Annotated in this window: 14 protein-coding genes; 9 read left to right on the plus strand and 5 right to left on the minus strand. The window is 69.1% G+C overall.

The annotated features are described in order from the left end of the window. The first annotated feature begins 28 nt into the window (after positions 1-28). From FXF51_RS61175 to FXF51_RS36215, 4 genes are all read left to right on the plus strand, one after another. Positions 29-2,251, plus strand: a complete 2,223-nt coding sequence (locus tag FXF51_RS61175; RefSeq protein ID WP_187414760.1) for a glycoside hydrolase family 6 protein — start codon at positions 29-31, stop codon at positions 2,249-2,251. Positions 2,252-2,396: 145 nt separating this feature from the next. Next, the gene (locus FXF51_RS36205; RefSeq protein WP_222871612.1) at positions 2,397-3,707 is read left to right on the plus strand and encodes an MFS transporter; all 1,311 of its coding nucleotides are present in this window, start codon (positions 2,397-2,399) and stop codon (positions 3,705-3,707) included. Positions 3,708-3,716: 9 nt separating this feature from the next. After that, on the plus strand, positions 3,717-4,382 hold the full coding sequence (locus FXF51_RS36210) for a response regulator transcription factor (protein ID WP_148439224.1): 666 nt from the start codon (positions 3,717-3,719) through the stop codon (positions 4,380-4,382). Continuing rightward, positions 4,379-5,713 (plus strand): sensor histidine kinase, encoded by a 1,335-nt coding sequence (locus tag FXF51_RS36215; RefSeq protein WP_148439225.1) that lies wholly within the window; start codon positions 4,379-4,381, stop codon positions 5,711-5,713. The genes FXF51_RS36210 and FXF51_RS36215 overlap by 4 nt, the downstream gene beginning before the upstream one ends. Positions 5,714-5,724: 11 nt before the next feature. Here FXF51_RS36215 and FXF51_RS36220 read toward each other — a convergent pair whose 3' ends face one another. The 3 genes from FXF51_RS36220 to FXF51_RS36230 all read right to left on the minus strand — a co-directional run bounded on the left by FXF51_RS36220 (position 5,725) and on the right by FXF51_RS36230 (position 7,790). Then, positions 5,725-6,381, minus strand: a complete 657-nt coding sequence (locus FXF51_RS36220; protein WP_262380060.1) for an alkylmercury lyase family protein — start codon at positions 6,379-6,381, stop codon at positions 5,725-5,727. Positions 6,382-6,423: 42 nt separating this feature from the next. Beyond that, positions 6,424-7,332 carry a TAXI family TRAP transporter solute-binding subunit gene (locus FXF51_RS36225; protein WP_148439227.1) on the minus strand — a complete coding sequence of 303 codons (909 nt, stop codon included), beginning with the start codon at positions 7,330-7,332 and terminating at the stop codon, positions 6,424-6,426. Positions 7,333-7,448: 116 nt separating this feature from the next. Further along, on the minus strand, positions 7,449-7,790 hold the full coding sequence (locus FXF51_RS36230; protein WP_148439228.1) for a helix-turn-helix domain-containing protein: 342 nt from the start codon (positions 7,788-7,790) through the stop codon (positions 7,449-7,451). A 497-nt stretch (positions 7,791-8,287) separates the two neighbouring features. On the opposite strand from FXF51_RS36230, the gene FXF51_RS36240 reads away from it, so the two are divergent. The 4 genes from FXF51_RS36240 to FXF51_RS36255 all read left to right on the plus strand — a co-directional run bounded on the left by FXF51_RS36240 (position 8,288) and on the right by FXF51_RS36255 (position 10,659). Beyond that, a complete protein-coding gene (locus tag FXF51_RS36240; RefSeq protein ID WP_187414761.1) occupies positions 8,288-8,767 on the plus strand; it encodes a hypothetical protein in 480 nt (159 codons plus the stop codon). Continuing rightward, positions 8,764-9,117, plus strand: coding sequence for a hypothetical protein (locus FXF51_RS36245; protein WP_148439230.1), 354 nt, complete (start codon positions 8,764-8,766; stop codon positions 9,115-9,117). Before FXF51_RS36240 ends, FXF51_RS36245 begins: the two co-directional genes overlap by 4 nt. Positions 9,118-9,188: 71 nt before the next feature. Beyond that, on the plus strand, positions 9,189-9,923 hold the full coding sequence (locus tag FXF51_RS36250) for a Mut7-C RNAse domain-containing protein (RefSeq protein ID WP_148439231.1): 735 nt from the start codon (positions 9,189-9,191) through the stop codon (positions 9,921-9,923). A 169-nt stretch (positions 9,924-10,092) separates the two neighbouring features. Then, positions 10,093-10,659, plus strand: a complete 567-nt coding sequence (locus FXF51_RS36255; protein ID WP_148439232.1) for a hypothetical protein — start codon at positions 10,093-10,095, stop codon at positions 10,657-10,659. Between the two features lie 151 nt (positions 10,660-10,810). On the opposite strand, the gene FXF51_RS36260 is transcribed toward FXF51_RS36255, so the two are convergent. Both FXF51_RS36260 and FXF51_RS36265 read right to left on the minus strand, forming a co-directional pair. Beyond that, positions 10,811-11,074, minus strand: coding sequence for a DUF397 domain-containing protein (locus FXF51_RS36260; protein WP_148439233.1), 264 nt, complete (start codon positions 11,072-11,074; stop codon positions 10,811-10,813). Next, positions 11,065-11,844, minus strand: a complete 780-nt coding sequence (locus FXF51_RS36265) for a helix-turn-helix domain-containing protein (RefSeq protein ID WP_148439234.1) — start codon at positions 11,842-11,844, stop codon at positions 11,065-11,067. The genes FXF51_RS36260 and FXF51_RS36265 overlap by 10 nt, the downstream gene beginning before the upstream one ends. Positions 11,845-11,983: 139 nt before the next feature. On the opposite strand from FXF51_RS36265, the gene FXF51_RS36270 reads away from it, so the two are divergent. Then, positions 11,984-12,313: an ATP-binding protein gene (locus FXF51_RS36270; protein WP_187414762.1), complete on the plus strand. Its 330-nt coding sequence runs from the start codon at positions 11,984-11,986 to the stop codon at positions 12,311-12,313. The last annotated feature ends 148 nt before the right edge of the window (positions 12,314-12,461 follow it).

A 12,461-nucleotide genomic window follows, 5' to 3' on the forward strand; every position in this document is an offset into this window, starting at 1 on the left:
GGATCATCGCGGGCTAACCTGAGCCTCTATGACCTTGGAGGTGCTCAGGGACGGCGATCCCGCGCGGGTGGGGCCGTACACCCTCCTCGGCCGGCTGGGCGAGGGCGGCATGGGCGTCGTCTACCTCGCCCGCGACCCCTCCGGCACGCGCGTCGCCGTCAAGCTCCTGCACGCCAGGATGGACGCGCACCCCGACTTCCGGCGCCGCTTCGCCCGTGAGGTGGCCGCCGCTCAGCGCGTCGCCCGCTTCTGCACCGCGCCCGTGCTCGACGCCTCCCTCGATGGACGGCTCGCGTACCTGGTCACGGAGTACGTCGAGGGCCCCAGCCTCAAGGAGGCCGTCGCCACCTCCGGCCCGCTGCGCGGCTCCGCCCTCGACGGGCTGGCCGCCTCCATGGCGATGGCGCTGCGGGCCATCCACGGGGCCGGAGTCGTCCACCGCGACCTCAAACCGTCCAACGTGCTGCTGTCCCAGGTAGGCCCCAAGGTCATCGACTTCGGCATCGCCTGGCTGGCCGACTCCGACGCCAGCAGCACCGTCCTGGGGACGCCCGCTTACATGTCGCCCGAGCAGGTGTCCGGGGCGGAGGTCGGGCCGCCGTCCGACATCTTCTCCTGGGGCTGCACGGTCGCCTACGCCGCCGGCGGCGCGCCGCCGTTCGGCTCGGGCTCCATCCCGACGCTGCTGCTGCGCATCGTCAACGACCCTCCCTCTCTGGACGGGCTCACGGGGCCGCTGCGTGACCTGGTGGCGTCCGCCCTGTCCAAGGAACCGGCTGATCGCCCTACGGCCGACGCCCTCCTGAACAACCTGAGTGCAGGGAACACGAGCGGCACGGGCGGCTCGGGCACGGGCAGCACAGGCACGGGCGCAGGCAGCGCAGGCGTACGCGGCGCAGGCGTGGCGGGCGGAGGCGTGGCGGGCGGAGGCGTGGCGGGCGGAGGCGTGGCGGGCGGAGGCGTGGCGGGCGGAGGCGTGGCGGGCGGAGGCGTGGCGGGCGGAGGCGTGGACGACGCGAACGAGCCCTCCCTCAGCGCCCCTCCCGGCGCCGGTGCGGCGAGGGCCGGTACGGCGAGGACCGGCACAACCCGGTCGGCGCTCAACCGTCGCAGGACCCTGATCGCCACAGCCGCCCTGCTGGCCGCCGTGGCCGCCGTCTCCACAGCCCTGACCCTGCGCGACACCTCCCCCACCACCACAACCCAACCCCCCGCCACACCCACGACCACGTCCCAGAACCCACTCAGATCCACCCAGCCGATCACCTTCTACTCCCCCGAAGAACCAGGCGCCGCCCGCCAGGCAACCCTCTGGCAGGAAGACCGCCCCTCAGACGCGTCCCTCATGCGCGAACTGGCCCGAATCCCCCACGCCATCCGCCTCAACCAGCCCGAAGTCAGATCCAAGGTGGAAACCACCCTCACCGCCGCCACCCAGACAGGCGGCGTCCCCGTCTTCCTGGTCAGCTACCTCCCGGGCAACGAGTGCCACCCCACCACCACCTCCGCCATGCCCGCCTACCAGGAATGGCTGACCGGCATCGCCCGCCAGCTGGGCCCCGCCAAGGCAGTGATCATCCTGGAGCCCGGCAGCCTGGTCAGAGTGCCCGGCACCGAACAGTGCCCAGACCAGCAGGGCTCACCGGCCCAGCGCTACCAGGACCTCCGCCAGGCCGTACAGATCCTCAAGACCAACCCCGCCACGGCCGTCTACCTGGACGGCAGCCAGGACTACTGGCCCGGCACGGAAACGATGGCCGAACGCCTGATCGCCGCCGGCATCGACAAGGCCGACGGCTTCTTCATCAACACGGGCGGCTTCCAGCGCACCGCCAAGAGCGTCGAGTACGGCAAGACCCTGTCCGCCTGCATCGCCGTACGCCTCAAGACAGGCGCCACGTCCTGCCCGCAGAACACCGAGGTGGACCCGGCCACCATGCCGCACTTCGTCGTGGACACCAGCAGGAACGGCCAGGGCTCCTGGTCGCCGCCGAAGCACTACGAGGACCCGCAGACGTGGTGCAACCCGCCCGGCAGGGGCGTAGGCGACCGGCCCACGACCGAAACGGGCGAGGAGCTGGTGGACGCGTACCTGTGGATCTCCCGCGCGGGCACCTCGAACGGCCGGTGCAGGCGCGGCACGGACGGCGAGCAGGACCCGGAGCGTGGCGTCGTGTCGCCGCCGAGCGGCGAGTGGTGGGCGGACCTGGCGCTGGAACGGGCGAAGAACGCCAACCCACCCCTGCGCTGAAATGCCACCCCGTTGTTGCGGCGGCGTTAATGCCGCGTAAGAAGCCATGTTAAGCGGACGTTAGATATCCGCCCTGCTCCCTTGCCGGAGCAACCTTCTGCCGTGAGGCTCTGACCAGCGTCTACAGCCCCCCAGGAGGTTCTTCGTGAGCAAGGCACGCGTGCCGTGGAAGGCCGTCATCGGCGGGTCCATCGGCAACATGGTCGAGTGGTACGACTGGTTCGTCTACAGCAGTTTCGCCGTCTATTTCGCCGCTTCCTTCTTCCCTGAGGGCAACGACACGGCCAAGCTGCTCAACACCGCGGCCATCTTCGCCGTCGGCTTCTTCATGCGCCCGCTCGGCGGCTGGCTGCTCGGCCGTTACGCGGACCGGAAGGGCCGCAAGGCGGCGCTCACGCTCACGGTCACCCTCATGTCGGCCAGCGCGCTGCTGATCGCCGTCGCTCCGACGTACGAGACGGTCGGCTACTTCGGCGCCCTGGTGCTGGTGGTGGCGCGCCTGCTGCAGGGCATCTCGGTGGGCGGCGAGTACGCGGCGAGTGCCACGTACCTGACCGAGGCCACCCCGCGCGGCCGCCGCGGCTTCGCCTCCAGCTTCCAGTACGTCTCCATGACCGCCGGCCAGCTCGTCGGCCTCGGCCTGCAGATCATCCTGCAGAACACGATGTCCACCGAGGCCCTGAACTCCTACGGCTGGCGCATCCCCTTCATCGTCGGCGCCGCCGCCGCGGCGGTGGTGTTCTACCTGCGCCGCAACCTCCTGGAGACGGAGGCGTACGACGAGGAGGAGCGCGAGAGCGAGCAGGGCCGCGGCACGATCAAGGCGCTTCTCGCCCACAAGAAGGAAGCCCTGCTGGTCATCGCCCTGACGATGGGCGGCACGGTCGCCTACTACACCTACACGACGTATCTCACCAAGTACCTCTCGAACAGCGCGGGCCTGCCCAAGGAGACCGCCACGCTGGTGAGCTTCTGCGCGCTGTTCATCTTCATGTGCCTCCAGCCACTGGCGGGCGGCCTGTCGGACCGGATCGGGCGCAGGCCACTGCTGATCACGTTCGGTATCGGCTCGATGCTGGGCACGGTGCCGCTGATGACGGCGCTGGGCGGGGTGCAGGGCTTCGGCGGCGCGCTGGTGCTGTCGCTGATCGGCCTGATCATCGTCACCGGCTACACCTCGATCAACGCGGTGGTGAAGGCCGAGCTGTTCCCGACGAACGTGCGCGCCCTCGGCGTGGCCCTCCCCTACGCGATCGCGAACGCCCTGTTCGGCGGCACCGCCGAGTACGTGGCGCTGTGGTTCAAGGACCGCGGCATCGAGTCGGGCTTCTTCTGGTACGTCTCGGGTTGCGCGGCCGTGTCCCTCGTCGTCTACCTCACGATGCGGGAGACCAGGGACGTCGCGCTGTCCCGTACCGAGCAGGTCACGCAGGAGTCGGTCCCGACGCGCGTCTAACCTGGCGTTATGCGAGTTCTCCTGGTCGAGGACGACGATCGGCTCGCCGCCGCGCTCATCACGGCCCTGGACCGGCACGGCCACCAGGTCACCCGGACAGGGCTGGCCGTGGACGCCCTCCGCCTGGCGGGGGGCGTCGACTTCGTCCTGCTCGACCTGGGCCTGCCCGACATGGACGGCCTCGACGCGCTGCGCCGCCTGCGCCGGGTGTCGGCGGTGCCGCTGATCGTGGTCACCGCGCGTACCGAGGAGCGGGAGGTGCTGCGCGGCCTGCGCTCGGGCGCGGACGACTACCTGGTCAAGCCGTTCCGCACGGTCGAGCTGATGGCCCGGATGGAGGCGGTGGTGCGGCGCGGCACCCGCCCGCGCCCGCAGCGCGACGACGTGGTGCAGGTCGGCGACGTGCGCATCGACCTGGAGTCGCGGCAGGTCACGGTGGCCGGGGAGCCGGTGACGCTGACGCGGCGCGAGTTCGACCTGCTGGCGATGCTGGCGCGCGAGCCGGGCGTGGTGCGCGGCAGGGAGGAGATCCTCGACGAGATCTGGGGCGACCCCCTCCTGTCGGCCTCGCGCTCCCTCGACGTGCACGTCGCCAACCTGCGCTCCAAGACCGGCCGCCCCGGGCTGGTGGAGACGTTGCGCGGCACCGGCTACCGGCTGGGCTCGCCCGCGTGAACTCCCGGCTCGTGGTCACGTTCACGACGCTGATCGTGTTCCTGGTGGCGGCGCTGGCGGTGCCCCTGGGCCTGGCCTACGCCTCCCACCGCACCAACCGCCTGCTCCTCGACCGCCGCGCCGACGCCACCCGCTTCGCCGAGCTGGCCGACCAGGCGGCCCGCGACGACGACCACACGGGCCTGATCGCCGAGATCAACCGCTACGCCGAGCTGTACGGGGCCGCCGTCCGCGTCCGCGACCGTGACGGCTCGCTCCGCCTGTCGGCCGGCAGCTTCGAGTCCGACGACCGCGAGGCGCTGCGCCTGGCCCTGTCCGGCCGCACCACCGAGGACCTCCCCACGATCAGCCCCTTCGGCCCCGCCACGGTCCTGCTGGCCGAACCGGCGGGCCGCGACGCGCAGATCACCGGCGTGGTGCTGCTCCAGGCCCCCACCGACCAGGCCCGGCTGGACGTGACGCTGGTGTGGGGCGCGCTGGCGGTGGGTGCGCTGGTCGCGCTGGCGTACTCGGTGCTGGCGGCCAGGCGGCTGGCCCGCTGGATCCTGCGCCCGGTCACGGAGCTCGACCGCACCACCCGCGCCATCGCCCAGGGCCGCCTGGACGCGCGTGCTCATCCCGGCGTCGGCCCGACGGAGCTGCGGCGGCTGGAGGAGCGCTTTAACGCGATGGCCGACGCGGTCGCGGGAGCGATGGAGCGGCAACGCGCCTTCGTCGCCGACGCCTCTCACGAGCTGCGCACCCCTCTCACGGTGCTCGGGCTGCGGCTGGAGAACCTGGAGCCACATCTGCGCGGGGAGGGCACCGTCGAGTTCGAGGAGGCGATGGCGGAGCTGGATCGGCTGGCGCTGCTGGTGGAGGACCTGCTGGCGCTGGCGAAGGTGGAGGCGGGCGCGGGAATCGAAGGCAAGGACATCGCACTGGCACCGCGCCTCGGAGTCTGGCGTGAGGTGTACGCAGCCGCCGGCGTGCGCCTAGTCGTCGACAGTTCCGAAATATCCGTCGTCCCCGAAGCAGCCGCCAGAATCGCGGACATCGCCCTCGACAACGCCCAGAAGTTCGTCCCGCGCGGCGGCACGGTCACCGTGTGCTTGGAGGACGGCGTGCTGCGGGTGGCCGACGACGGGCCAGGGCTCAGCGAGGAGGAACGTTCGGAGGCACTGAGCCGCTTCTGGCGGTCGGGGGCGCACGCGAACGTGCCGGGCAGCGGCTTGGGGCTGGCGATCGCCGCCGAGCTGGCCAGGGCGTGCGGCGCCACACTACGCCTGCTGCCCGCCATCCCCCACGGCTTGGTGGTGGAGCTTCGGCTCCCGCCGACTACACCCGCTTGAGTTCACCAGCTCTACGGCAGCCGCCAGAACGGTCCCGTGAGGCCGCGATCCTCCAGGAGCCGCTGGTTGTGCTCACGGCTGTGCGGCTGGAACCCGGGATCCAGCCGATCGCCGTACCACGGGCCGGCCAGGCGCCATACCGTCGTCGCGTCAGCGACGCAGCCGCTGCCCGGCGCGTTGTCCGCCGTCCAGCGCTCGGCATGACCACGGTCACAGAACGCGCGGATCATCGTGCAGGTACCGACAACGTCATCCCACCACTCCTCGGCGGGTCGCGGGAAGCGAACCGCCGGCCCCCCGGGAGGCGGTGTCTCCGGGCCCGCCTGGAAGCTGATCGTGGCTCCGCACTGGGGGCATGCCGTGTCGATGCGGACGTCCAGGTGGAGGGCGGCGCTGATGCCGAAGGAGTCCCACGCGCAGCCGCCCCACCAGCGGCGGTCGTCATGCCCGTCCAGCGGTGTCACGACGAAGGCCATCGGTGCCGACGTGAACGGGTGGGCCATCCGCACCGCGTCCCCATCGGGTGTCAGGACCAGGGCATGGGCCTCCGCCAGGTCGTGCAAGATCCCCTGTACCGCCTGGGCAGTGCTCTGTGTCCTGCGGGCCAGCTCGGCCACCGAGGGTGCGCGCCCCTCCGACGCGAACGTCTCATAGACGAGATCGCGCACTCTTCTCGCCTCCGGCGTTCTCACAGGTTCCCCCTTGAGGGTTCAGCCGTACACGGACCGGTAGTAGCGGGCCGCGCCGGGATGCAACGGCACCACCCCGGTCCCGATCGCGTACCGCTCGTCCAGCCGCCCGCCAGGGGCCGACGGAGCCTGGAGCCGGTCACGGGCGCTGAACAGCGTCTCGGTGATCGTGAACGCCAGATCGTCGGACAGCGAACTCCGGCACATCAGGTAACTGGGCGTCCCCACCGTCCTGATGGACCTGGTGCCGCCGTAGGTCCCCGCGGGCACGGACGCCTCCTCGTACACGGGCCCGAACTGCCGCCGCAACACCGGCACCAGCTCCTCCAACGACACCAGCCGCACATCGTCGCGCGTGGTCAGCGCGGGCGTCGGCACCCCGCCCGACCAGAAGAACGCCTCAACCCTCCCGCCGACCAGCGCCTCGATCGAGTCATCCAGGTCGAGCCTGACGATCTCGGGCGCCTCGGTCAGCCCGGCTGCGGTCAGCACCCGGACGGCGGTCACCGCGGTCCCCGACCCCTCCACGCCGATCGACACGACCTTGCCCGCGAGCTGCCGCACCGTGCTGATCGCCGAATCCCGCGACACGACCAGATGCGCGTAGTTCATGTACATCCTGGCCAGCGCGGCGACGGGCTGATGCCGCACGCGCACCGCGTCGTCGGCGCTGTCGGCCAGCGCGAACCCGGCGTCGGCCCGCCCGTCGGTCATCATCGTGAGGTTCTCCACGCTCGCGGCGGTCGCCATCACCTTCACCCGCATCCCGCCATTGCGCAACTCCTGCGCGAGCCGGTCCCCGAGCGGCCGGTACGGCCCGCCGTACAAGCCCGTCGCCAGCCGCAGCTCGAACGCCTCGTCCTCAGACCCCGAGCACCCGGCCGCCGCGAGCACGGCGAGCCCCAGCAGGGTACGACGGGCTACAAGCATGTGTAGTCCGGGGCAGCGCTCATGCGAGCGCGTATCCCCTCTTCCTTTCCATAGCAACGGTTTCCCGCGTACAGCCCATCACACCGCCCAAGCACAGCATGCAGTGCATGGACTACTCAGGCCGCGTTGGTGCGGTGTCCGGTGAAGCTCACCTGGGTGTCCTCGCTGTCGAGGGCGATGTTGAGGGTAGCGTCAAGGGCCTCAGCCAGCTTGGCAAGAAGTGGCAGCGTGGGAACGGTGTCAGAGCCTTCGATCCGGGAGACCTTCGCCTGGGTGAGGCCCGCGCGATCGGCCAATTCGGCCTGAGTGAGCCCGAGTTCGGCGCGCCGGTCGTACACCGCCTTCGCCAGGGCCATGGACAACCGGATCTCACGACGAGCCTCGGCCACGTCCTCCGGCTCGGTGAAACCCTCGGCGAGCTTGCGTTCACGCAAGGTCTTCCAGCGGCTGTGGCTCATTGCTCCACCTCTCCTTCCTCAATGGTGCGGATGAATTCCTCGTGCGCTGGACCGTGTTCGGCCTCGCAGACCTTCCGTGTCAGCTTGGCGCGCATGACTTCGGCGTCTTCCCGCATTCTCGTCTTGCGGAAGACGGTCAGCAGGACCGCGGTGCGGGTCGGCGTGAGCCAGTACGTGATGCGTATGGCAGCACCGTCGAGGGTGATGCCTGGACTGGGGCAGCAGCGAGAGGCCCGTCCTCCGGCCCGCCTGTCGCCAGCCGCAGCTCGAACGCCTCGTCCTCGGACCCCGAGCACCCGCCCACCGCCGCCAGCGCGGCGAGATATGGGCATGTGCAGTCAGAGGTGCGGCGCTCATGCGAGCCCGTCTCCCTGTCCCCTTTCGATGCTTACCAGCGGCTTTCCCGCGAACAGCACCCAATCTACGTGCTCGCCAACACGCCTCGACAGGGCCGATGCTCCTACCCTGGCCGGAACATCCGAGCTACTGTGGATGTCATGACGATGTCCTACGAGGACGTGCCCTTCAGCGAGCTGCTCCACCACCCCGCAGCCACTGCCCGGCGCCTTGACGCGGTCCGCGCCCTGCGCCTGCGCCGACGCGACGCGGGCGACCTGGCGCTCATCCGCGCCGACCAACTGGAGCAGGACTCCACCGTGGTCGACTTCACCGCCCGCCTGCTCGCCGGCTTGGTCCGCACCGACAACATCGCCGCACTGCGCCAAGCCCTGCCCGACGCGCTGCCCTGGTCCATCTTCCTCCCCGAGGAAGACGTCGAGACGATGCTTCTCGAACTGGTGGACACGGCTCGCGGGGCCGCCGCGCTGGAGAACCTGGCCCCCATCGCGCTGCTGCTGGCGCAGTGGCGGCACAGTGCCGAGATCTACGCCGACCCGGCCCTGCACGCCATCCTCACCCGCGAGCCTGAGGGCGACCTGGGCGCTGTCCCCCTACCCGAGGGCGAGACAGCCGAGTGAGCCCCAAGCGCGGCGACCGCGCGGCACCACCCCCGGTCGGCGACGAGTTCGACCTGCGCTTCGCCAACGCCGAGGCGGCCAACGGCTGGGACCGCCTCTCCCGCCACGCGGCAGGCGACCTCCGCCGCGCCTTCGACAAGATCCGCTCCGCCCCGCGCGCCACCGATGACCCGCAACGTCATCACCGCCTCAAGGGCAAGCTCGGCTCCACGGTCTGGAAGGGGCAGACGCTGGAGTGCTGGCAGTACGAGGTGACCGGCGGGGGCCGCATCTGGTACCTCGTCGACGAAGCCAACCGCACCGCCTGGATCACTTACGCAGGCGCGGGACACCCCAAGAGCACCGACTGATCACGCTTCTGTCCGCCCTGCGGCGCGCACAAGATCCAGCCGACACCCGTATAGGCGAAGCCTGGAACAGAATGGACGATGTGACGACCGCACGCCTGCGCATCGCCCCAGAGCTGAGGATGTTCCTGCCCGCGAGCCGCCGCCACGAGTGGCAGGAGGTGACCGCCGACCACACCTCCACGCTCGGCCACCACGTCGAGTCCGTCGGCGTCCCGCTCACGGAGGTCGGCCCCATGCTGCTCGACGGCCGGGGCGTGCCACCCTCCCACCTCCTGGTCCCGGGCGACGTGGTGCACGTGCACCCGATCCCCCGCCCCCAGCAACTCCCCGAGGAGCCCCGCTTCCTCCTGGACGTGCACCTGGGCACGCTGGCCCGGCGTTTGCGCCTGCTCGGCATCGACACCGCCTACCACAACGACATGGACGACCCGGCGCTGGTGGTGCAGGCCAACGCGGAGCGGCGGGTGCTGCTCACCCAGGACCGCGGCCTGCTGCGGCGCCGTGCGCTGTGGCTCGGTGCGTACGTGCGCGGCTCCGCCCCGGCCGACCAGCTTCGGGACCTGCTCGAACGCTTCGCCCCGCCGCTGCGTCCGTGGACGCGCTGCACGGCGTGCAACGGGGTGCTGGTGGCGGTCGGCAAGGACGAGGTCGAGACGCTGCTGGAGGCGGGGACGCGGCGCAGCTACGACGCCTACGGCCGGTGCGCGTCCTGCGGCCAGGTGTACTGGCACGGCGCGCACAGTGGCCATCTTGAGGAAATCGTACAGTCGGCGCGAGAATGGGCCAACAGCGCCATTTATCGCTAACATCATTCAAGAACTAAAATCGCGTTCTACGCAAAGCCCTCCTCGCGATTCGGATATACAGCCGGATATCGGCGCCCACGCCCGCACGTCTGACATTTCCGATATTTTGACTGCGCCGCTCGATAGTCGTCGCGGCGTCACTCCCTCTTGCTAGGAGGACAAAACGGAAATGCAAGCCAAGCCACGGGATCCCGGCAGTGACGACGGGATCACCCCTGCGAGCGGGGCAAAAAGGCGGAAAGCTCGTCTCGCCTTCAAGGCGTCCGCGGGGCTGATCGGCACGACCGCGGCCGTGCTGACCATCCTCCCCTTCGTCATCGACGATTCCCCCGGAATCGTCATCACCGCACCACCGACCGGGCCGGGCGCCATCTCGACGCCCTGCTCCGTCGTCAGGGGTACCGGGACGCCGGCCAACGGGATGGCCCTGGTCGTGGCAGTGCGGAGAGCCGGGCCGTCACCTCGCCTGCGTACGACGCGGTTCTACAGCGTCGACACGCCCGCCACCCAGGGCCCGTGGGCCGTCACCGTCTCGCTGGACGCGGAGGATCCCGACACAGCGGGGCTGTGGTACACCATTTCTACCCTTTTGGTAGAAGCGGCCTGGGTCGAATTCCTGGAGAAAGCGGACAGCATCGCGGACGGTCCTCTGACAGTCGCGCCCGCGATGCCACCACACGAAGGCTCGATACCTTCCATTGATGTCCAGCGAGGGCCGGGCCACGGCTCCTGCTGAACGGACGCTGTTTGCCCGGTCTGTGACGATACCCGCCACCCGGGCAAACGGCCGTCAGGGTAACAATAATCCACTACGAGGTATAAGACTTCTTATACCTAACTTGTTACGCACCGGAGTCTTGTGAGCACAGATCGGCAGCGTGAAGACTTCAGGTCAGGTCGAACTCGTTGGCCTTGGCGCCCTTGAGGAAGGCGGTCCATTCGGCGGGGGTGAAGAACAGCTTGGGGCCGTCGGGGTCTTTGGAGTCGCGGACGGCGATCAGTCTGTCGGCCTCCTTGTGGGCGACCTCGACGCAGTTGCCGTTATCGCCGGAGAAGCTTGACTTCTGCCAGAGTTCGGCAACCTCAACACAGTTGCCGCCATCAGGGCCAGAGAAGCTCGACTTCCGCCAGCGAGCCTGGCTCAGGTCCATCTCTCCTCCATGGCCTTCTTGATCAGGTCTAGAGACATACTCATCGGCAATGCCTCGGTCCGAATGGCCTCAAAATGCTCTGTACCCGCCCATACGTCCTCGCACTCGCCGGTGGTGATGCCCCGCACTGCGGTGTCCACGTAGAGGACATCATCCCCGTCCTTCATCGTCGCGATCACAAACGCGCCCAGGAGGCCGGGGTGCACGCCATGCGGGACAAGTTGCAGGCTCAACCGTGGATTGACCACCTCCAGCAGGCGCTGGAGTTGCTCCCTCATGACCTCCGCCGTCCCAACCGGCCGGTACAGCACCGCTTCATCGAGGATGCACCGCAGCGTTGGCGCGGAGGGGCGCTCACGAGTCAGTATCGCCTGACGTTCCACTCGCGCGGCGACCGCAGCGTCGTTACCGCGCAGCATCGCGTGGGCATATCGCTCCGTCTGGAGCAGCCCAGGCACCACGAGAGGCTCGTATGTCCGCAAGGCGACGGCCACCTGTTCGATCTCGTGCCATCGGCCGAAGTACGAGGGAAAGACTTGCGCCTTGCGCCAGTCGAGCAGCCGGTTCAGAGCGCCACCCGTATCGAGGATCTCGTCGCAGCGCTTGGCGAACGCGGAGCTGGCAGGGAGTTGGCCGGTCTCGACGCCACTGATCAGACTTTCACTGAAGTGGACCTTCTCCGACAGTTGCCCCTGAGTCAGGCCCGCAGCCTTGCGATAGTGCCGTAGCTCTCTGCCCCAAATTGCCTGGGGTGCGTAGAAGTCCGCCACCTTGCCCTCCCTCGCCGGAGTTCAACGCCGCCCACGCGAACTTCAACGTTCACATGTAGCGACTATTTGCCTACTCAAAGTAGCGAAGGATTGGCAGCATGACCATATGCATTGCAAAACTCTCATGGAAGAGTGCTGGATGCCCCGCGACCACAAATGCGTGTCATCCATCCGCCGTTTCATCCGCGACCTGACCACCTCAGAAATCGCCGAACTACTCGTTTCCGAACTCACCACCAACGCGCTCCTCCACACCTCCACCCAGGCCATCCGCATCACCGCGACCAGGGACGACCCCTTCCTCACCGTGGAAGTCCACGACACGAGTGACACCATCCCGAAAATCACACCGGCCGACCCATCGGCCACCGCCGGAAGAGGTCTCGCCATTGTGCAGAGTCTCGCCCACTCCTGGGGCTGGAGACCGACCCCGACCGGAAAGGCCGTGTGGTTCCGGCTGCTCACATGAAAGCCGCCATTCCCGTCTGGCTGGATCGGGAAAACAACGTGTGGATGGACACCGGAGAAAAGGACCCCCATTCCTGCCAGCCCATTATCGAGCTACTGAACGGCCAGGTCAGAGGCCCTCTCGGGCTGATCTCCAAGAAGTTCGGCCC

Origin of the sequence: Nonomuraea sp. PA05 (genome assembly GCF_008086045.1) — a bacterium.
GTDB lineage: Bacteria > Actinomycetota > Actinomycetes > Streptosporangiales > Streptosporangiaceae > Nonomuraea > Nonomuraea monospora.

Excerpts from the sequence above, each read along its gene's own strand:
- FXF51_RS61175 (WP_187414760.1), top strand. The coding sequence starts at position 29 with ATGACCTTGGAGGTGCTCAGGGACGGCGATCCCGCGCGGGTGGGGCCG.
- FXF51_RS36210 (WP_148439224.1), top strand. The coding sequence starts at position 3,717 with ATGCGAGTTCTCCTGGTCGAGGACGACGATCGGCTCGCCGCCGCGCTC.
- FXF51_RS36225 (WP_148439227.1), bottom strand. The coding sequence starts at position 7,332 with ATGCTTGTAGCCCGTCGTACCCTGCTGGGGCTCGCCGTGCTCGCGGCG.
- FXF51_RS36230 (WP_148439228.1), bottom strand. The coding sequence starts at position 7,790 with ATGAGCCACAGCCGCTGGAAGACCTTGCGTGAACGCAAGCTCGCCGAG.
- FXF51_RS36240 (WP_187414761.1), top strand. The coding sequence starts at position 8,288 with ATGACGATGTCCTACGAGGACGTGCCCTTCAGCGAGCTGCTCCACCAC.
- FXF51_RS36250 (WP_148439231.1), top strand. The coding sequence starts at position 9,189 with ATGGACGATGTGACGACCGCACGCCTGCGCATCGCCCCAGAGCTGAGG.
- FXF51_RS36255 (WP_148439232.1), top strand. The coding sequence starts at position 10,093 with ATGCAAGCCAAGCCACGGGATCCCGGCAGTGACGACGGGATCACCCCT.
- FXF51_RS36260 (WP_148439233.1), bottom strand. The coding sequence starts at position 11,074 with ATGGACCTGAGCCAGGCTCGCTGGCGGAAGTCGAGCTTCTCTGGCCCT.
- FXF51_RS36270 (WP_187414762.1), top strand. The coding sequence starts at position 11,984 with ATGCCCCGCGACCACAAATGCGTGTCATCCATCCGCCGTTTCATCCGC.